This window comes from Photobacterium jeanii (genome assembly GCF_001650345.1).
Classification (GTDB): Bacteria; Pseudomonadota; Gammaproteobacteria; order Enterobacterales; family Vibrionaceae; genus Photobacterium; species Photobacterium jeanii.
In genome coordinates, this window is record NZ_LVHF01000028.1 from 404471 (window position 1) to 424872 (window position 20402).

At 43.3% G+C, this 20402-nt stretch carries 14 protein-coding genes and 8 tRNA genes; 18 read left to right on the plus strand and 4 right to left on the minus strand.

Annotated features, from left to right (window positions below; genetic code table 11):
* The first annotated feature begins 694 nt into the window (after positions 1 to 694).
* Together A3K86_RS14740 and A3K86_RS14745 are read left to right on the plus strand one after the other, a co-directional pair.
* Positions 695 to 1963 carry an OprD family porin gene (locus A3K86_RS14740; RefSeq protein WP_068332524.1) on the plus strand — a complete coding sequence of 423 codons (1269 nt, stop codon included), beginning with the start codon at positions 695 to 697 and terminating at the stop codon, positions 1961 to 1963.
* A gap of 12 nt (positions 1964 to 1975) precedes the next feature.
* The gene (locus tag A3K86_RS14745; RefSeq protein ID WP_068332527.1) at positions 1976 to 2257 is read left to right on the plus strand and encodes a hypothetical protein; all 282 of its coding nucleotides are present in this window, start codon (positions 1976 to 1978) and stop codon (positions 2255 to 2257) included.
* Positions 2258 to 2262: 5 nt separating this feature from the next.
* Here A3K86_RS14745 and A3K86_RS14750 read toward each other — a convergent pair whose 3' ends face one another.
* On the minus strand, positions 2263 to 3690 hold the full coding sequence (locus tag A3K86_RS14750) for an aminotransferase-like domain-containing protein (protein ID WP_068332529.1): 1428 nt from the start codon (positions 3688 to 3690) through the stop codon (positions 2263 to 2265).
* A gap of 93 nt (positions 3691 to 3783) precedes the next feature.
* On the opposite strand from A3K86_RS14750, the gene A3K86_RS14755 reads away from it, so the two are divergent.
* Positions 3784 to 4683, plus strand: a complete 900-nt coding sequence (locus A3K86_RS14755; protein ID WP_068332537.1) for a DMT family transporter — start codon at positions 3784 to 3786, stop codon at positions 4681 to 4683.
* Positions 4684 to 4767: 84 nt separating this feature from the next.
* On the opposite strand, the gene A3K86_RS14760 is transcribed toward A3K86_RS14755, so the two are convergent.
* From A3K86_RS14760 to A3K86_RS14770, 3 genes are read right to left on the minus strand one after another with little or no spacing between them, the layout of a single operon-like run.
* Positions 4768 to 5607 carry an energy-coupling factor transporter transmembrane component T family protein gene (locus A3K86_RS14760; protein WP_068332539.1) on the minus strand — a complete coding sequence of 280 codons (840 nt, stop codon included), beginning with the start codon at positions 5605 to 5607 and terminating at the stop codon, positions 4768 to 4770.
* Positions 5607 to 7301: an ABC transporter ATP-binding protein gene (locus A3K86_RS14765; protein WP_068332542.1), complete on the minus strand. Its 1695-nt coding sequence runs from the start codon at positions 7299 to 7301 to the stop codon at positions 5607 to 5609. Before A3K86_RS14765 ends, A3K86_RS14760 begins: the two co-directional genes overlap by 1 nt.
* Position 7302: 1 nt before the next feature.
* Positions 7303 to 7854 carry an ECF-type riboflavin transporter substrate-binding protein gene (locus tag A3K86_RS14770; protein WP_068332544.1) on the minus strand — a complete coding sequence of 184 codons (552 nt, stop codon included), beginning with the start codon at positions 7852 to 7854 and terminating at the stop codon, positions 7303 to 7305.
* Positions 7855 to 8687: 833 nt separating this feature from the next.
* Here A3K86_RS14770 and uvrY point away from each other — a divergent pair.
* The 15 genes from uvrY to A3K86_RS14845 all read left to right on the plus strand — a co-directional run bounded on the left by uvrY (position 8688) and on the right by A3K86_RS14845 (position 20249).
* Complete coding sequence (uvrY, locus tag A3K86_RS14775) at positions 8688 to 9332, plus strand: UvrY/SirA/GacA family response regulator transcription factor (protein WP_068332549.1); 645 nt, start codon at positions 8688 to 8690, stop codon at positions 9330 to 9332.
* Positions 9332 to 11182, plus strand: coding sequence for an excinuclease ABC subunit UvrC (uvrC, locus tag A3K86_RS14780; RefSeq protein WP_084406626.1), 1851 nt, complete (start codon positions 9332 to 9334; stop codon positions 11180 to 11182). Before uvrY ends, uvrC begins: the two co-directional genes overlap by 1 nt.
* 42 nt (positions 11183 to 11224) lie before the next feature.
* Positions 11225 to 11782: a CDP-diacylglycerol--glycerol-3-phosphate 3-phosphatidyltransferase gene (gene pgsA / locus A3K86_RS14785; protein ID WP_068332552.1), complete on the plus strand. Its 558-nt coding sequence runs from the start codon at positions 11225 to 11227 to the stop codon at positions 11780 to 11782.
* A 597-nt stretch (positions 11783 to 12379) separates the two neighbouring features.
* On the plus strand, positions 12380 to 15283 hold the full coding sequence (locus A3K86_RS14790; RefSeq protein ID WP_068332556.1) for a pyridoxal phosphate-dependent class III aminotransferase: 2904 nt from the start codon (positions 12380 to 12382) through the stop codon (positions 15281 to 15283).
* Between the two features lie 13 nt (positions 15284 to 15296).
* Complete coding sequence (locus A3K86_RS14795; protein WP_068332558.1) at positions 15297 to 16550, plus strand: carboxynorspermidine synthase; 1254 nt, start codon at positions 15297 to 15299, stop codon at positions 16548 to 16550.
* A gap of 347 nt (positions 16551 to 16897) precedes the next feature.
* Positions 16898 to 18031 (plus strand): carboxynorspermidine decarboxylase, encoded by a 1134-nt coding sequence (nspC, locus tag A3K86_RS14800; protein ID WP_068332562.1) that lies wholly within the window; start codon positions 16898 to 16900, stop codon positions 18029 to 18031.
* 185 nt (positions 18032 to 18216) lie between these two features.
* The gene (locus A3K86_RS14805) at positions 18217 to 18669 is read left to right on the plus strand and encodes a hypothetical protein (RefSeq protein WP_068332564.1); all 453 of its coding nucleotides are present in this window, start codon (positions 18217 to 18219) and stop codon (positions 18667 to 18669) included.
* Positions 18670 to 18867: 198 nt separating this feature from the next.
* Positions 18868 to 18941 (plus strand) — tRNA-Cys (locus tag A3K86_RS14810).
* A 485-nt stretch (positions 18942 to 19426) separates the two neighbouring features.
* A tRNA-Cys gene (locus tag A3K86_RS14815) sits at positions 19427 to 19500 on the plus strand.
* Positions 19501 to 19506: 6 nt separating this feature from the next.
* Positions 19507 to 19582: transfer RNA gene (locus A3K86_RS14820), tRNA-Gly, on the plus strand.
* Positions 19583 to 19664: 82 nt separating this feature from the next.
* A tRNA-Leu gene (locus A3K86_RS14825) sits at positions 19665 to 19751 on the plus strand.
* Positions 19752 to 19801: 50 nt separating this feature from the next.
* Positions 19802 to 19875 (plus strand) — tRNA-Cys (locus A3K86_RS14830).
* 81 nt (positions 19876 to 19956) lie between these two features.
* Positions 19957 to 20043: transfer RNA gene (locus A3K86_RS14835), tRNA-Leu, on the plus strand.
* Positions 20044 to 20093: 50 nt separating this feature from the next.
* Positions 20094 to 20167 (plus strand) — tRNA-Cys (locus A3K86_RS14840).
* Positions 20168 to 20173: 6 nt separating this feature from the next.
* Positions 20174 to 20249: transfer RNA gene (locus A3K86_RS14845), tRNA-Gly, on the plus strand.
* Positions 20250 to 20402 lie beyond the last annotated feature (153 nt).

Sequence of the window (20402 nt, forward strand, 5' to 3'; positions counted from 1 at the left end):
ATAGGGTGAGAACCCTAGAGCAGGGTTCACCTGAGCGGAGCGAAAGCACATTGCCCGTGCCGAAGGCGCGAAAAGGCAATAGCCCGAAGGGCGCGAGCTTGCGAGCAGTAAATCCCTATCTACCCGCCACCTTTTTTGCATTTGGCTATGGTGGAATTGGATTTGAATCAAATCCGCTGCACCCAGAGCGCTCCGCCATATTCAGAACACTGATTAGATTTATATTTCTTGCTTAAAAACCAATTGAGATATTACTTCACAAAAAAGCGGTACTTGTGGACAAGCTCTTATTATTTCTTCACTTTTATTTGAGCAGTTGTTTTAACATAAGATAATTAATGTTAATGGATGGTTATGGTGAAGTGTTGAGTGTTTTGTTATTATCTATGTAGTTCATGAGGTTATTGAGAATATAATCATGCAAAATTATGCTTCCGAATCACTGTAGATAGTCCTCTTAGTAAAAAACAATTAGTCATTTGAGTTAATAAGCATAACTAATGATTAATATCACACTAATTAGTGATGTATCATTAAATAAATGGTGTTTAGGAATAATTTTATTCAAAATAATTCCTGTTATTGATAAGTTAATTTACGGGTTTTAGTTTCTTAAAAAGAGCTTAGTCACGGTTTTAGATTTGTTTATGAAATTATGATTAGAAAAAATCTAATCATAATTATGGTAACAATCATGGCATTTTCAAAAACGAAACTTGCTTGCTTGATTTTATTAGCATGCAATGCAGAAGTGACTTTGGCTAATGACTTTATGGATGGATCTCATCTGGAGTTTGAAACAGAGTCTTTATATCTTAAAAAGAGTAATGAAGATAAGGGATCTAGCCCTCAGGCTGAAAAATGGACTGAGGATATTGCACAATTATTAAAACTTCATTATTCAAGTGGTTATTACAATAATGTATTAGGCTTAGATGCGAGCTATTATGGTATAGGTAAAATCAATAGTACAAACAACTCTGATGGCCCTGCATATAATGACTTATTCAAAGATGGTGATAGTAGCTTTAGCAAATATGCTTATTCTGTAAAAATTAAAGCATCTGATGATCTTGAATTTAAAGCAGGACGAATGGAATCATTTCACCCTTTATTAAAAAGTGATAGTGATGGGCTTCCTGTTTTGCTGCAAATGGCTCAAGCTGATTTTGACAATGGATTCTTGAGTTTACATGGCCTTTGGGTAGAGAAAGGTAGCGAAAAAAACACGAATAAATTTGTCGATTTCGGAAGTAGAGACAGGCAGTCTGGCAGCGTAGATAAAAAGCCAATTCGCATCATAGGCGGTGAGGTCTACGGTAATAATTATAGTGTTTACTTTTCTTATGGAAACCAAGAGGATATTTCGAATTACCTATTGATTGCAGCTAGTTATAGTTATTACATTAATGATGCGCTCTATATGGATTTCGGAACTAAGTATCGACGAAAAGGATCGAAAGCTGAACTCGGCGATCAACATGTTGATATGATTTCGGCACAAATTAAAACGACTTACAATAATATTGATTTCGCATTATCGGCATCTAAGGTAGAAGAAGCTGGTGAAGCATTTGGTACCATGGGAGTCTCTTGGGCGCCAGGTATTATTCATGGTTGTACCGATGAGTCATTCTATACCAGTGGTATTATATCGCCGGGGAGTCATTACGGTGAAGCGACTTATAAAGCTGAATTAGGTTATAGTTTCGATAATGTTATTGAGGGGCTTCATCTCTCAAGTTATTACCTTATTGGCAAAGAGTTTTATAACATTAAAGAAGATGAAAACGAATACGGTTTTAAACTTCGCTATTATGCTCCTTTCCTTGAAGGGCTTAAACTTGAAGCACACTATGGTAAGCAAAATATTAATGTGAATGTTGCTGAGTGGGATTGGGAGATGGACCAGTATATTGAAGAAACGAAAGTGAATTTAACCTACACCGCTCTATTTTTCTAATCGGTGACTAATATGAAAAAATTAATAGTAATGATTTTCTGTGGATTATTAAGTTTTAACCTTTGTGCTCAAGAGTACATAATCGCGGTTAAGGCATGTTTCTTGAAAAAGAATTATGTTGTATCGCCAATTAAAACAGATTCGATAGGTAAAGCTAAAGTATTCCAAACTCGAGAAGAAGCTGAGCTGTATATTAAAAAACTCAGCCCTAGCTTAATGAAGAAAAAACCAAGGGTAATTGAAATCGATAGTGAATTTACCGCTTGTTCACCTTTTCTAGTCACACTAAGTTAGTGTGACTAGATTTCTATCACTTCCCCCGCAATGATCCCCGCTAAAACCTTCAGTCCATCATCCCATTGCTTTGTTGGCTCATAATTGGCAAAGCTTAAACGAATACAATGGTTGAATTGACCTTGAGTGCCAAACATACAACCAGGCAGGATACTAATGTTGTGGTTAAGTGCTTGCTGATAAATCACAAAGGTATCTACCTGTTTTGGTAAGCTGAGCCAGCAAAGAAAACCACCTTGTGGTTGAGATAAGTGATAACGGCCTTCTAATTGGGGATATTGATTGAGTGCCTCAACGAGGTGTTGAAAGAAAAGCTTTTGGTTTTTGCGATAGGTGCGACATATGGTTTGTACGTGCTGACGATACTTGCCTGAAGTTAAAAACTCTCCGACCGCAGATTGCATTAAATTCAAGCTACCCATGTTATCGCACAGTAGGCGCTGTTCGATTTTATCTCGATATTTTCCAGCCAAAATCCAGCCAATACGTAATCTTGAATCGAGTGTTTTTGACAATGAGCTACAAAAAATCACTCTGTTGTTTTTATCTAAGCTCTTTAGTGTTGGCACTTGTTCTTGATAGGCGAGGGCGCCAAAAACATCGTCTTCAATGATGGGGATATCGCCTGCCAGTTCTAACAAGGTTTCTCTTGCAGCAGTAGGCATAAGGTAGCCTGTAGGGTTATTAAAGCTGGGGTTAACGACGATGGCTTTTACAGGCCAAGTTTGTAGAGCTTGCTCTAATGCTTTTAAATCCATACCTGTTGATGGATTTGCCGGTACTTCTACCACTTTCAAATTAAGTGATTCGAGCAGCAATAAGGTACCAAAATAGCAAGGGGAATCGACTAACACGATATCACCAGGCACTGTTACAGCTTGAAGCGCTAAACTAATCGCTTGTTGGGCTCCATGAGTGATAAGTATGTCATTGGCTGATGTGTTGATGCCAATAGAGCGGTTAATGTGGACGAGTTGTTTTATTAGCGTTTCGTTACCCGGTGGGATTTGATAGTGACTCGGAATGTGCGTTTGATAGCGGCTATGACGGCCGATTTCTGCATACAAGGAACGAATAGCAGGAAAGTCTGTATTTGGGTGCGCTGAGCCAGCATGGAGAAAATTATTACACAGCGGCTGATTTAAAATAGTACGGCTTAAACCGATTAAATCGACTTGGCTTGGCGGTAAGGATTGCGTTTTTTGCGCTTGATGTTGGTTAGCAACACGAAAGCCAGAACGCGGGTGAGGGGAGATTTCGCCCACCGCTTCAAGTTGTTCGTAAGCGCGGATCACCGTATTTTTGCTGACGCCTAGTTGTTCACTCAGTTGGCGAATTGAGGGCAGTTTGTCGTTAAGTTGAAAACAACCACTGGTGATGTTTTGGCGGACATGGTCTACCACGTACTGATATTTGGTATTGGGCTTCGACATAACTGTACCCTAAAAACAATTCAAAACTGTCCCTTTTGATAGTCTTTGTACCCTAATAACCTGAGCACATCCATAATAATTGTGTGAAAGCTTATGTTAGCGCGTATCGCCCCTTATCTTTTTGTCGTTTTGTGGAGTTCCGGTTTTATCGGAGCTCGCTTTGGTTTGCCTTTTGCTGAGCCAGCCACGTTCTTGTTGCTGCGAATGCTAGCAAATTTGGTTGTATTTGCCGTGTTGCTCAAGTTACTCAAAGTCAGTTTACCTAAAGGCAAGATGTTGTGGCACTCGATGATGGTTGGTGTGTTGATCCACGGCTTTTACCTCGGTGGCACTTATAAAGCTATTTCGTTAGGTATGCCTGCTGGATTATGTTCATTGTTGGTCGGGCTACAGCCTATCTTGACCGCAGTGCTGCTCGTGATGTTTAGCCGTGAATCACTACGTTTAACGCAATGGTTAGGATTAGCACTTGGTTTTGTGGGTATTGGCTTAGTCTTGCAAGGTAATATGAGTTGGCAGCAAGAAGGGGCGAGAGCTTGGGCTTATGCATTTACTGTCTTGGCTTTATTAGGTATTACGCTTGGCACTTTATACCAAAAACGCTTTTGCCAAGGTGTGGACTTGATTGGTGGTACATTCTGGCAATATACCGCAACAGCAGGGTTGTTAGCGGTTGTGGCAGTGTCAACTGAAACCATGGTGGTAGATTGGAACAGTCAGTTCGTATTTACCTTGGCGTGGCTGGTGTTTGTGTTATCGCTGGTGGCGATATTGTTACTGCTCTATATGGTGAAGCACGGTGAATCAGCGAAGGTTGCTTCGGTCTTTTATTTGGTTCCACCTATGACGGCATTTCAAGCGTGGCTCGCATTTGGGGAGCAGTTTGATGCCTTCGGTGTGATTGGATTTGTGATGGCAGCGATGGCGGTTTATTTGATGATGCGCCCAGCGCCTAAAGCAAAAGTTATCTGTAATACTGTTTCAGAGAATTAGTCTACTTAAAGCTATTCAATCGATAGCAAAAGAGCCGCATCATGCGGCTCTTTGAGTCTTCAGTTAGTAATATTTGAAAAGGAATTAAAACGGATACCAGAACAAGTTTTCTGACTGGTAACGGTTGAAGAACCCTAATGCTAATACCGCTGCGATAGCCATGATCACGAAATAATCTTTGCTTTGCATCGGTTTCAAGCTGTACCAACTGCGCTTCTTGTTACGACCAAAGCCACGTAGGGTCATGGCATTAGAAATTACATCAGCACGATCTAGGCTTGAGAAAATAAGTGGGCCTAAAATTTTAGCGACGTTGCGAATACGCGTAAACACAGGCACATTTTTCGAGATATCGACACCGCGCGCTTGTTGGGCGTGCATAATGTTAATGAAGTCTTTCGTTACTTCTGGCAGATAACGCAGTGTCAGGCTAACAGCGTAAGCGATACGGTAAGGCACGCCGAGTTTATTTAAACTGGCTGAAAATTCCGTTGGGTGAGTGGTGAAAACAAACACCAACGCAATCGGGAACATGCTGAAATACTTCAGGGTGACAGTCACCAAGTAAAACAGCGTTTCAGTGGTAATGCTGTAGTTGCCCGGTAACGCGAGCAGTACGGTTTGGCTACCCATGTATTCCATGCCTTGTTGCGGTGCAATAAGGAACATGAATAAGGCATTCATCATTAGTACAACCGAGGTGCCCACAAGTAGTGGTTTGTATACCGTAAATGGAACACGTGATTGCTTTAGTAGCCATAGTCCCACAGCGATTAAGCCAAGGATCACGCGCACATCAAAGGTGATCAACACCATAGTTACCCAACCCATAAAGAGCAGGAATTTCGTGATACCGTTTAGGCTGTGCAGCATTGAGCCAGTATTGACATAGCTAATGCCAAATTTGATTTTATTGGTTTTCATTATTTTGCTTGCGCCTCGTGCTCGATAAAGCAGCGAATGAATTCATCCGTATTTTCAATACCTAATGTTTTGCCTAAGGTGTAAAGGCTAGTGACATTCAGGTTGGCTTTCTCAAGTAGCTGAGGCTGACTAAAGATTTGGTTTACAGCTTGATCGGCAAGACATTGGCTATCAGCGATCACAATGGCACGCTGGGTATATTCCAACACCAAGTGCATGTCGTGCGAGATGATCAAAATCGTGATGCCTAACGTTTCGTTTAGCTCACGGATAAAGCTCATCATTTGGGTGTAGTGGTGGTAATCCTGACCCGCTGTTGGTTCATCAAGGATGAGTAGCTCAGGCTCTAGCACCAAAATAGTGGCGATGGTTACGCGCTTCTTTTGACCATAGCTTAGCGCTTCGATTGGCCAATGGCGCATACGGTATAATCCACATAGCTTCAGGACTTTGTGAACACGTTGCTCAATTTCTGATTCACTCATGCCACGGTTACGTAAACCAGAGGCAATTTCATCGAAAATCATGTGATGAGAAATCATATGATTTGGGTTTTGCAGCACGATACCGATTTTTTGTGCACGTTCAAAAATCGACATGTTTGCTAGATCTTCGCCATTGAAGGTCATCGAACCCGTATCGGCTTCTAATACACCCATGATCAAACGGGTGAGGGTCGATTTACCAGATCCGTTTTTACCCAGTACTGAAACGAATTCGCCTTTGTTGATGGTAAAGCTGATATCGCTCAGGGTTTGACGCTCACCATCGTACGAATAGCCAACATTTTCAAGCGTAAGTAGAGCCTCACCGTTAGCAACAGGCTGTTTAGGAGTACTCTGTGCAAACCAGTGGCTAAGTTGTGGCGCAAATTTTTCCACATCTAGGGTAGAGAAGTAGGCTGGTTTATCTTGCTCTGTCACTTCACAACCAGCAGCTTTTAGCGCAGAGATGTAAAGTGGTTCACGAATGCCGTGTTGCTGAAGTAATGGGCTCGCAATCAGTGCATCAGGCGTTGTATCTGCAACGATTTCGCCTTTGTTCATCAGGATAATGCGATCGACGTGACGGTGAAGTACATCTTCAAGACGGTGCTCGATAATAACAACCGTTTTGCCTGTATCACGGTGCAACTGATCGATGATTTCAATCGCTTGTTTGCCCGTTTGTGGATCAAGACTGGCAAGCGGTTCGTCAAACAACAAGATGTCGACATCATCCACCATCACACCCGCGAGGGATACACGTTGTTTTTGACCACCGCTAAGATCGAATGGCGATAGCTCCAGCATGGTATCAAGGTCCAGCATTTCGGCTGTTTGTTTAACAATGCTGTGCATTTCATGCTGTTCAACCATCTGGTTTTCAAGCGCAAACGCAATATCTTCACCAATGCTCAAGCCAACAAATTGCCCATCAGTATCTTGCAACACAGTGCCAACCATATTGGTGCATTCGTGGAGATCTAACTTAGCGGTGTCATTGCCATTGATGGTCAGGCTACCTGTGGTATCACCTTTGATAGCATGTGGGATCAGACCATTCAAACAGTGACCCAATGTCGATTTACCACTGCCACTAGGGCCAATGATCACGACTTTCTCGCCCTGATTGATGGTCAGATTAATGTTCTTTAGTGTTGGCTGCTCTAAGGCCCAGTATTTAAATGAGAAATCAGAAAACTGAATGGTCATCTTAGTCAGCCTCTTTCAGGTTGTAGCTTTGCTGTTTGCGCTTGGCAACAGCGGTCAGAATAAAGTGGCCAACAATAGCAATAAGCAAAGTATTACCAGCGGCAATAATGGTTAGCTGCGCCATCACCTTAGTAAAAGGTTCAGCGTATAAAACAGAGTCAAGGTAAGCGGAGCAACCATAGCCAAGAACGTTGCCAAGGAAGGCGAGCAGGACAAAGAGTGAGAAATCCCATACGGTGAATTTCCCTTTTTCTAAACGCTCATTGGTAATTTTTGGATACAAGCCAATTAACAGGCCTACGATGCCCGAACCTAGTACCCATGTTAACCAGACACCCCAACCAGCAAAAAGGTCAGTCACCCAGTGGCCGATAAAACCTACTAAGAAGCCAACCAAAGGACCAAACAATACGCCGAACAGTGCCAGCACAGCCATAGCAGGTTTAAGCGTGGTATTTGCGAAAACTGGGATACCAAACATAGGTAGGCCGCCAATGCCGTATAGGGCAGCGCCAATTGCAATGAGCACCACAGTCTTAGCAGAAAGTGTCATGATAGAACCTTAAATTATCTTCTTTTACTTTTCTTTCCGCTGTCATGGCTGCTCCACCAAGCTATTTGCTTTCTTGATGGCAGGCATGGTGACGGGATCCTCCCGTTTTTTGCCTTGCGTCAATTGTCCCTAATTTGCCAAGAGCGGTAATAAAATCAACGTGCCAGAGACCGTTGAGGGCGGCAATCATACATGAACAAATGCATGAAAGGAACGCTCTACTTCTAGACGTCTAGATATTAAACAGCGTGTAAATGTTAACCCTGTACAGTTATACTTACATCAAATGCAAACAGTTGATTATTGCTTTAGAGGAATGAGATATGCCAGAGGTGAAAAGTTAGCGAAATGCGCTAAGCTAGTAAGGATTGTTAGGCAAGCATCGAAATGATTTTAATTATTTTATTATGGTTAATTATCTGTATGAAAATTAAGTAATTCTCAGTGGTAAGTTACTCTGGTATTTAAAGCCTTATTTCACGTTTAATTTGATGCAAATCTAAAGGTTACACGCTTGTTTTCAGGCTTGTTAAAGTTCACAGCTTTAGTTGAAAATTAAGTGTATGTTTTGTAACCGGTTAAATTGGTTGTCTTTTCTGCTTTATTTTTACAAAGAGTTGGTAAATACTGCTGTTTGATGTTATTTAATTTGGAGCCTGTAAAAAATCTTCTTCAGGCTCTATTTGTCAAGCCTCAACTTGATATGAAATTTTGCGCTAAGGCACAGAATCCGAATGTGCTCGGATATCAAGTTAAGGTAAAATTAGGTACTATATAAAGCTATCCCGCCAAGTGTGGCTGGGTGCAGAGCCAAATCATATTGGAGATACAGCTTGATTAATGTATTCCTTGTAGATGATCACGAACTGGTTCGCACAGGGATCCGACGTCTTCTAGAAGATGTCCGTGGTATTAAAGTGGTAGGGGAAGCCGACAGTGGTGAAGAAGCCGTAAAATGGTGTCGCAACGAACATGCCGATATCATTCTTATGGACATGAATATGCCTGGTATCGGCGGTCTTGAAGCTACCCGTAAGATTCTTCGCTTCAACCCTGATGTAAAGATTATCGTTTTAACAATTCATACTGAAAACCCGTTTCCTACTAAGGTTATGCAAGCGGGCGCGTCAGGTTATCTTACTAAGGGTGCAGGCCCTGATGAGATGATCAACGCCATTCGTATGGTTAATAGTGGTCAGCGTTATATTTCGCCTGAGATCGCGCAACAGATGGCGTTAAGCCAGTTTGCTTCTGATGCAGAGAACCCTTTTAAGGACCTATCTGAGCGTGAGTTGCAAATTATGATGATGATCACTAAGGGTCAGAAAGTTACCGACATTTCAGAACAGCTTAACCTAAGCCCGAAAACGGTAAACAGTTACCGTTACCGCTTGTTTAATAAGTTGGATATCAGCGGCGATGTTGAGTTAACTCACCTTGCAATTCGTCACGGGATGCTAGACACAGAGACCTTGTAGTGTCAGAACATCATGACGAAACAGCTTTTGATGCTAAAAGCTTTCTAAAAACAGTCACTCACCAACCTGGCGTTTACAGAATGTATGATGCCAGTGGTGAGGTGATTTACGTTGGTAAAGCGAAAGATCTTAAAAAGCGTTTATCGAGCTACTTTCGCACCAATGTCGCGGGTGAGAAAACCCGTGCGTTAGTCAAAAATATCCGCAAAGTGGATGTAACGGTTACTCACACCGAAACCGAAGCGCTCATCCTTGAGCACAACTACATCAAATTGTATTTGCCTAAATACAATGTGTTGTTGCGTGATGACAAATCGTACCCTTACATTTTCCTCAGTAATCATCAGCATCCAAGGCTGAGTATTCATCGTGGCGCGAAGAAGCGTAAAGGTGAGTATTTTGGTCCGTACCCTAACTCAGGGGCAGTACGCGAAAGCCTTCACTTGATGCAGAAAATCTTTCCTGTGCGTCAGTGTGAAGATTCGGTTTATGCCAATCGAAGCCGTCCTTGTTTGATGTACCAGATTGGTCGCTGCTTAGGGCCTTGTGTTAAAGGCTTGGTCAGTGATGAGGACTATCAAGATCAGCTAGATTATGTGCGTTTGTTCCTGCAAGGCAAAGATCGCCAAGTGATTGCTTCTTTGGTGGATAAAATGGAACAAGCCAGTATGGCGTTGGAGTTTGAAAAGGCCGCGACTTATCGCGATCAAATTCAGGCGCTACGCCGCGTACAAGAGCAGCAATTTGTCAGCCATGACAACGAAGATGATATCGACGTTATCGGCATTGCTTACGAACGTGGTATGGCATGTATTCATGCTTTATACATTCGCCAAGGTAAGATTCTAGGGAGCCGTAGTTACTTCCCGAAAATGCCTGCCGATGCTGACTTACCTGAAGTGCTATCGAGTTTTTTAACCCAGTTTTACTTGAATCAAGCCGAAGGGCGGGTTATTCCGTCTGTGATTGTACTTGCTGAAGCCTTGGGTGATGAACAAAACGTAATTAGTGATGCGCTCAGTGAAGTGGCAGGTCGTAAAATTGAGCTGAAAACCAACCCTCGCGGCAGTCGTGGTAAGTATCTGAAACTTGCACAAACCAACGCGAATACAGCGTTGATCAGTAAACTCAATCATAAAATGACAATCCAACAACGCTTTACAGCTTTGGCTGAGGCGTTGAACCTAAATACTCTGAATAGGATGGAGTGTTTTGATATCAGTCATACCATGGGAGAGAAAACGGTCGCCTCCTGTGTGGTGTTTAACAAAGATGGTCCGTTAAAACCTGAGTATCGCCGATTCAATATTTCGGGCATTACTGGCGGTGATGACTACGCAGCGATGGCGCAGGCGTTAGAGCGTCGCTACGGTAAACAAATGGATCCTGATAAGATCCCAGACATAATTTTTATCGATGGGGGTAGAGGTCAGCTGTCAAGAGCGTATGATGTAGTGAATACATTCATGCAAGACTGGCCGAAGCGTTCATTATTAGTGGGTGTGGCTAAGGGCACAACACGTAAACCCGGGCTGGAAACCCTACTTCTAGTAACAGGGGAAGAATTTTCAATGCCGAGTGATTCTCCGGCGTTGCATTTGATTCAGCATATTCGTGATGAAAGCCATAACCACGCTATCAGTGGGCACAGGGCACAACGTGCCAAAGTGCGTAAGCGTAGTGCGCTTGAAGATGTTGAAGGGATTGGCCCTAAACGTCGTCAAGCATTACTCAAATACATGGGTGGATTGCAAGAACTGAAACGAGCCAGTAAAGATGACATTGCTAAAGTCCCAGGGATCAGTAAATCTTTGGCAGAAAAGATATTTGACGCATTGCAACCACACTAGCTTTGCGGCACTCTATTACAATCACATATAAGAATAATTGTTATGCGTTTAACTATTCCCAACATTTTGAGCTTCATTCGTTTGCTCCTTATCCCCGTTTTCGTGATTGCATTCTACCTTCCATACGAATGGTCGCCTTTCGCAACAGCCTTTGTTTTCTGGGTTGCTGGTGTGACTGATTGGTTCGATGGTTATCTCGCACGTAAATTGAATCAAACAACACGCTTCGGTGCTTTTATTGATCCTGTGGCTGATAAATTAATGGTCGCTACCGCACTCGTTTTAGTGGTGGAAGACTATCACAGTATTTGGATTACCATTCCTGCGGTAACCATGATTGGGCGTGAAATCATCATCTCAGCACTTCGTGAATGGATGGCTGAATTGGGTAAACGTTCTAACGTAGCGGTATCTTGGGTTGGTAAGGTTAAAACCGCGACTCAGATGTTCGCTTTGTTCATTCTACTGTGGCACCCAACTGAATGGTCGGTGTGGTTAGGTTACGCATCACTTTACGTAGCAATGATTCTGACATATTGGTCAATGTACCAATACTTAAAAGCTGCAAAAGATGACTTATTCCACGCAGACCATATGTAAGAGTGAATTTTAGTAAAAGGCGACTTCGGTCGCCTTTTTTGTGCCTTGCGATTATGTTTTTGTGACATTGGCGGCCTTTTTACTAAGCAAAAAGCCAACGTTTGCTACTAATTAGGTTTGAAATGAAATATCGGCTGGAAACCCGGGTATGACTATGTTATTTTCCTGCCTATCTCAGTAGGCCATGTTTACTGGGGCACATGCGTTATGACAAATCTAGCTGGTAGGGTCATAACGTGCCGTAGGTACTGATGTGATTGATGAGTCCATCAGTAGAAGGGCATTGATAGCGCTAGCCTGGAAATAAAACAGGCGCATATTAAAGGAACCCAACAGTGCATAAATTATTCTTACAACTTCATATCAGCTTCGTCTTGCCCAACTGCAGTATTATTACTGAGCCTTGATCTTCCTGAAAATTTAGCCCCTTAAAGGTGCACTATACACTTCACTGGTTTCTAGCTAGTGGGTTGTGGTGTTCTATGCGCGTTACTTGTTAAGTCGTATTTATTTATCTGCCATAAGCTATTGATAAATTAATATTTTAGGCTTGATAGGTCTGCATGGAATGTCTAAATTTTTATTTATGGAAAGACCATGAACAAGGTGTTTGATTTAGATAATCTAAAACATGCTTCAAATGTGCCGGTTGTGCACGAATTGTACGACTTGACCCCTGATGAATTATTACTGAGTCAGGAACATTACGAATCGGAAGTTCGCTCATACCCGCGTCGCTTGCCGCTAGCCATTGCAAAAGCTTCGGGTGTGCTGGTGGAAGATACTCGTGGACAATTGTTTGTCGATTGTTTGGCTGGTGCTGGTACGTTAGCGCTTGGCTATAACCATCCTGAAATTAACCAAGCGATTGTTGATCAACTCAATGCGGGTTTGCCATATCAAACTCTCGATATGACAACACCAGCAAAAGACAAGTTCATTAAAGAAGTCATGGACTTCTTACCTGAGTCTTTTGCAGAAAATGCACGAATTCAATTCTGTGGTCCTTCGGGTGCTGATGCGGTTGAAGCCGCGATTAAACTTGCCAAGCAAACTACAGGTCGAAATACCATGGCTGCTTTCCACGGTGCTTATCATGGTATGACAAACGGCACCATGGCGATGATGGGTAACTTGGGTACCAAAGAACGTCGTCAAGGTTTGATGGCTGATGTCCATTTCCTCCCATTCCCATATAGCTTACGTTGCCCGTTTGGCCTGAAAGGTGAAGAGAGCGCTAAACAAAGCCTGCGTTATATTGAACGTATGTTGAGCGATGATGAAAGTGGTGTACAAAAGCCTGCAGCAATCATTGTTGAACCTGTGCAAGGTGAGGGCGGAGTGATCCCTGCTCCTGCTTTTTGGCTACGCGAATTGCGTCGTATTACTCAAGAGCATGGCATCTTACTTATCTTCGACGAAATTCAATGTGGGATCGGTAAAACCGGTAGCAACTTTGCGTTTGAAGACTCAGGTATTAACCCTGATATTTTGTGTTTATCGAAAGCAGTTGGCGGTGGTTTGCCGATGTCGATCTTAATTTTCGATAAATCCATTGATACTTGGCGTCCGGGCGAACATACAGGTACGTTCCGTGGTAATCAGCTTGCGATGGCTACAGGTGCCAAAGCGCTTGAGATCATCCGCCGCGATAATTTAGTCGAACACGCTCAAAAAGCAGGGCAGTATTTACGGGATGGTTTGGAGCGTATTGCGCAATATACCGACTGTATCGCTGAAGTTCGCGGCAAAGGTTTGATGCTGGGCGTTGAAATTGTCAAAACCGATGGCAGTAAGAATAAATTTGGTGAGCCTCAAGCCGATCCTGAATTAGCAGCGCAAATTCAGCGAGCGGCATTAGAGCGTGGTTTGATCATTGAGAAAGGTGGTCGTCAAGGTGCAGTACTGCGTTTTCTACCGCCATTGATCATTACTTTCGAACAACTCGATTTTGTACTTGATGCTATCAGCAAGGCGATTATCGCCACTGCCGGAGCTGCAAAAGCCGTTGAGTCACCAGCGTTAGAAAACCAAGCTAATTGGCGTGATCATTTCATTCATACTGGTGAAGGCGGCGCGACGTTGTTTGAAACAGCGCTTAACCAAACCACCCAAGTGTTGAAAAACGTTTTTGAAGGCACTCAAGCGCCATACTCAGGGCTCGATCCGCAAGTGCTGAAATCTATGATCAATAACATTGATTTGGATAACCAACAGTTACCGTTGGATTTAGTGATTGAACAAACGGGCGAGTTGATCGCAAAGAATTCAATCATGGTACAACACCCTAACTGTATTGCTCACCTTCATACGCCACCATTGCTGCCAGCCGTTGCAGCAGAAGCTTTCATTGCATCACTTAACCAGTCAATGGACTCGTGGGATCAAGCCAGTGCCGCGACTTTCGTTGAGCAAAAAGTGGTGGATTGGTTGTGCGGTGTGTATGAGCTTGGCGAACAAGCGGATGGTATTTTTACCTCAGGCGGTACGCAAAGTAATTTGATGGGGTTATTGCTAGCTCGTGATTGGGCGGCAGATACCATCTCAGGACATAACATCCAAAAGCAAGGTTTGCCCGATTACGCGGCGAAACTTCGCATTCTTTGCTCTAAAAAATCACACTTCACGGTACAAAAATCAGCGTCATTAATGGGCTTAGGTGAACATGCGGTTGAGTGTGTTGATACCAACCCTGATGGCACAATTAAAGTGGCTTCGTTGGCTGCCAAAATAGATGCCATGCGTAATGATGGTTTGATGCCATTTGCCTTAGTGGGTACTGCAGGCACGACGGATCATGGTGCGATTGATGATTTAGCCAGCATGGCTGATCTCGCCAAGCAGCATAACCTTTGGCTCCATGTTGATGGTGCTTACGGTGGTGCGCTGATTCTAAGCCGCCATAAATCGCGTTTACATGGCATCGAAAAAGCCGACTCTGTGAGCGTCGATTTCCACAAGCTTTTCTACCAACCAATCAGTTGTGGTGCGGTATTGCTTAAAGATAAAGAGAACTTTAAGTACCTATTGCATCACGCAGATTACCTCAATCGCGAAGATGATCTTCTGCCGAACTTGGTTGATAAATCTATCGCGACTACCAAGCGCTTTGATGCGTTAAAAGTTTTGATGACCATGCAATGTGTGGGCACTCAATCATTGGGTGCGATGTTCGATCATTTGCTTGGTCAAACTCAACAAGTGGCAGATCTTGTTAATCACTCTGCTGAATTTGAATTGCTGGCCGATCCAGCCCTTTCAACGGTGTTGCTGCGTTATGTCGGTGCGCCGAGTATGGGCATGGAAAATGTCGATTTGGATCAGCTTAATAAGCAATTACGACTTGAAGCATTAGTGAAAGGCATTGCGGTACTGGGCGAGACGGTTGTCGACGGTCAAGTTGCTTTGAAATTCACTATTCTTAACCCTTGTTTAAAGATGTCAGACTTTGAATCTTTACTGAACGATATAAGCCAGTTGGCACAGTCACTGGTGAAATAAGGAAAATAAAATTATGGCAATTCTACAAATTGGTGCAGGCGGCGTTGGCTGGGTTGTTGCACACAAAGCAGCTCAAAACAATGAAGTATTGGGTGACATCACTATTGCGTCACGCACCATTAGTAAGTGCGAAAAGATCATCGAATCGATCAAAAAGAAAAATAACTTAAAAGATCCATCGAAGAAGCTTGAAGCACGTGCTGTGGATGCTGACGATGTTGATGCACTAGTTGCATTGATTAAAGAAGTACAACCTGATCTTGTGATCAACGCGGGTCCTCCTTGGGTAAACATCACCATCATGGAAGCGTGTTACCAAGCGAAAGTCTCTTACCTAGATACGTCAGTCGCTGTAGATCTATGTTCTGAAGGTCAGCAAGTACCTGAAGCGTACGATTGGCAGTGGGGCTACCGCGAGAAGTTTGAACAAGCGGGTATCACAGGTATTCTGGGTGCTGGTTTTGATCCAGGTGTGGTATCTGTATTTGCAGCTTACGCGGTTAAACACCTATTCGATGAAATCGATACTATCGACGTAATGGACGTTAATGCAGGCGATCACGGTAAGAAGTTCGCAACTAACTTCGACCCTGAAACCAACATGCTAGAAATCCAAGGCGATTCTTTCTACTGGGAAAATGAAGAGTGGAAACAAGTACCTTGTCACTCTCGTATGCTTGAGTTTGATTTCCCTAACTGTGGCACACACAAAGTTTACTCAATGGCGCACGATGAAGTTCGCTCAATGAAGGAATTCATCCCTGCGAAACGCATTGAGTTTTGGATGGGCTTTGGTGATAAGTACCTAAACTACTTCAACTGCATGCGCGATATTGGTCTTCTAAGTCCTGAACCACTAACGCTTCACGATGGTACTGTAGTTCAACCATTGCACGTGCTTAAAGCGCTACTTCCTGATCCAACATCGCTAGCACCGGGTTACACTGGCCTAACGTGTATCGGTACTTGGGTACAAGGTAAGAAAGACGGTAAAGAGCGTAGCGTATTCATTTACAACAACGCTGACCACGAAGTGGCTTACGAAGATGTTGAGCACCAAGCGATCTCTTACACAACAGGTGTACCTGCAATCACAGCAGCACTTCAGTTCTTCCGTGGCGAATGGGCAGATAAAGGCGTATTCAACATGGAACAGCTAAACCCAGACCCGTTCCTAGAAACAATGCCAAGCATCGGTTTGGATTGGCATGTTCAGGAGCTTGAAGCAGGTCAAGGTCTTCCCGTTATCCACGAGCTGAACAAATAAGTTTAAGAGTTAAACTTGTTGAGATGATTTGAGCAGTCATGGTGAAAAGCCGTGGCTGCTTTTGTTGTATATGAGGTTAACCCCTCCCAGCCTCCCCCTTGATAAGGGGAGGAGCAGAGCATGACCGTGTGGTTTCAGTATTTCCTCTTAAAAATGGGAGGTGCAGGGTATGACCGTGGTGGCTTCTGTTCTTCTCTTTAATAATGGGAGTTGCAGGTCATGACTGTTGGTGGCTTCTGTTCTTCCACTTAATAATAAGAGGATCAGAGCCAGAACACGTGTAGCTTTTGTTCTCCCCCTTTTCCAGGGGGAGTTAGAGGGGGTTACTCTTTAATGAATGGTAAGTTATGAGCAAAGAACAACTTAAAACTCCATACTTCATGATTGATGAAGCAAAGCTGATCGCTAATCTTGAAAAAGCGAAGCTGCTTAAAGAGTTATCAGGCGTGAAGCTAGTATTAGCGCTGAAATGTTTCTCTACATGGGGCGTATTCGACATCATTAAGCCTTACCTTGACGGCACAACAAGTTCTGGTCCGTTTGAAGTAAAGCTGGGTTACGAAACTTTTGGTGGTGAAACACACGCTTATAGTGTGGGTTATAGTGAAGATGATGTTCGTGAAGTTGCTGATATTTGTGACAAGATGATCTTCAACTCGCAATCTCAACTTGCAGCGTATCGCCACATTGTTGAAGGTAAAGCTGCACTTGGTTTGCGCCTGAACCCGGGAGTGAGTTATGCAGGGCAAGATCTTGCGAATCCTGCGCGCCAGTATTCTCGCTTAGGTGTGCAAGCTGATCATATTAATCCTGAAGTTTTTGATTCAATCGACGGTGTTATGTTCCACATGAACTGTGAGAACAAAGATGTAGATGCCTTCATCGGTTTACTAGATTCGATTTCAGAGCAGTTTGGCGAACACCTAAATAAATTGGATTGGGTGAGCCTAGGTGGTGGGGTGTTCTTTACTTGGCCGGGTTACGACATCGAGAAGCTTGCGGCAGCACTAAAAGCATTCTCTGACAAACACGGTGTTCAGCTTTATCTTGAGCCGGGCGAAGCCATCATTACTAAAACAACTGATTTAGTCGTGACTGTGGTTGATATTGTTGAGAACGTAAAGAAAACAGCCATTGTTGATTCTGCAACCGAAGCGCACCGTTTAGATACTTTGATTTATGATGAGCCAGCGTCAATTTTGGAAGCATCCGAACAAGGTGAGTATGACTATGTAATTGGCTCTTGTTCTTGTCTTGCTGGTGATCAGTTCTGCGAAGCGAGCTTTGATAAACCGCTAGAGATTGGTCAGCGTCTTCATATTATGGATAGTGCTGGCTATACCATGGTGAAGCTAAACTGGTTCAATGGTTTGAAGATGCCATCAATTTATTGCGAACGTGCCAACGGTGAAATCCAAAAGTTGAACGAATTTGGTTATCAAGACTTTAAACGCTCTCTGTCGCAGTGGTCTGTGAAGTAAGCTGAACCGTTCATAAAGGAGCATGCTGTTTGCCTAATTTAATGAAACAGCGGTAATCACAGAAAATTGTGATATTAGGAGCCAGCAATTGCTGGCTTTTTTGTTATCTTATCGCCAGTGAAAAGTTGTGTGGAATCAGTAAGTCAGAATGGATGGGTGCTTAGGTTTATGGAGAGGGGATTAGTATGAAAGTAAAGTCAGCGCTTTTAGTTGCGATAGTATTAGGTATTGCAGGCTGCAACGGTGGCGATGATGTAGCTGAATCAGATTCAATGTATGTTGAAGCTAATAACTACAAAGCTCAGCAATTTACCTTGGATAAAAAACAGCAAGTTAAAGTTAGAGCCAGTTTAATTGGCGGTCACAGTGTTGAGTTATTTCTTCTTGATGAATCAGACTATCAGACTTGGGTTGATACAACTCAAAATCGAGATTTTGCTAATGCTGGTTTGACATACATAGCTGCTATTACGCCATTAAATGGAAGCTCACAGGAAACGGGTTGGCGCACGCTTGAAGCCGGTAAATATTGTGTGATGGTTGAGAATACGGTGTTTTCAGAAGTGAAGCCTTCATCTAGTAGTACTACAAGCACAGCTTCTTATTCTGTTTTGACAAAACCAACTGAAACTAACTAGTGGCGACTAGCACCTGAGTTGATGAAAAACTCACTCTATTGTTGGGTAAATGAAAGATTCGCTGTTTGAATAGGCAACTGAATAATTATCTCAAGATTTATTGTTGACTCTATCAATGAAGAGAGTAAAGTACGCCTCGTCCTCACGGAGACGTTCATAAAAAGATGATTAGTCATCTAGAGTGGTGAGGCAGAAAATGGCGCGTTGGCAGAGTGGCTATGCAGCGGATTGCAAATCCGTGGACCTCGGTTCGACTCCGGGACGCGCCTCCATATTCCTACCAAATCTCAATTGAGGTTTGACGGTTAAAGTCCGAAAAAGCCAGCTTTTTATAAGCTGGCTTTTTGCGTATGTGCTGTATTTCCTTTCTTTCATATTTCTATTCATTCAAATTTTCCTGCTAGTTACCGAACGGTTTCAGTTGGTTAAGGAGATCTCGAGGCAAGCGATGTAGGGTTTTATCTATATTCTTTGTTTGGGGTGATATTTTGCTTGCGCACACTATTGTGTCGGTAAGTTTAGTGCAGAATTCGTAACCACTGCATAGTAGCGGGTAGGTCTTGGATTATTGGTGTTTTTGATCCTTCATTGTGCGAAATGAATGTGATTTATTCGCTAGAGGCGGGTTTTTAACCGATTGAAAAAATTGTTTATTTTTTTAATTGACTCATTTTCAGAATCTAGTAAAGTACGCCTCGTTCTCACGGAGAAGCTCACAAACAGATGATTAGTCATCTAGAGCGGTGAGGCGAAATTTGGCGCGTTGGCAGAGTGGCTATGCAGCGGATTGCAAATCCGTGGACCTCGGTTCGACTCCGGGACGCGCCTCCATATTATGCGACACTAGCTCAGCTGGTAGAGCGCAACCTTGCCAAGGTTGAGGTCACGAGTTCGAACCTCGTGTGTCGCTCCAAATTAAAATCTAATTGCTTAAATAGCGGTTAGATACAGATGGTGTTTAACTTTTCAAGTTGGCGCATCGCAAAGAATTGCGTGCCCTGGTGGTGGAATTGGTAGACACAAGGGATTTAAAATCCCTCGACGTTCGCGTTGTGCCGGTTCAAGTCCGGCCCGGGGCACCATCTAATATACTGATATCGTTACCATAGATGGTATTAAGTAAAAAGAATATGGCGCGTTGGCAGAGTGGCTATGCAGCGGATTGCAAATCCGTGGACCTCGGTTCGACTCCGGGACGCGCCTCCAAATTAAAATCTAATTGCTTATATAGCGTTTAGATACAGATGGTGTTTAACTTTTCAGTTGGCGCATCGCAAAGCATTGCGTGCCCTGGTGGTGGAATTGGTAGACACAAGGGATTTAAAATCCCTCGACGTTCGCGTTGTGCCGGTTCAAGTCCGGCCCGGGGCACCATCTAATATACTGATATCGTTACCATAGATGGTATTAAGTAAAAAGAATATGGCGCGTTGGCAGAGTGGCTATGCAGCGGATTGCAAATCCGTGGACCTCGGTTCGACTCCGGGACGCGCCTCCATATTATGCGACACTAGCTCAGCTGGTAGAGCGCAACCTTGCCAAGGTTGAGGTCACGAGTTCGAACCTCGTGTGTCGCTCCAAATTAAAATCTAATTGCTTAAATAGCGGTTAGATACAGATGGTGTTTAACTTTTCAAGTTGGCGCATCGCAAAGAATTGCGTGCCCTGGTGGTGGAATTGGTAGACACAAGGGATTTAAAATCCCTCGACGTTCGCGTTGTGCCGGTTCAAGT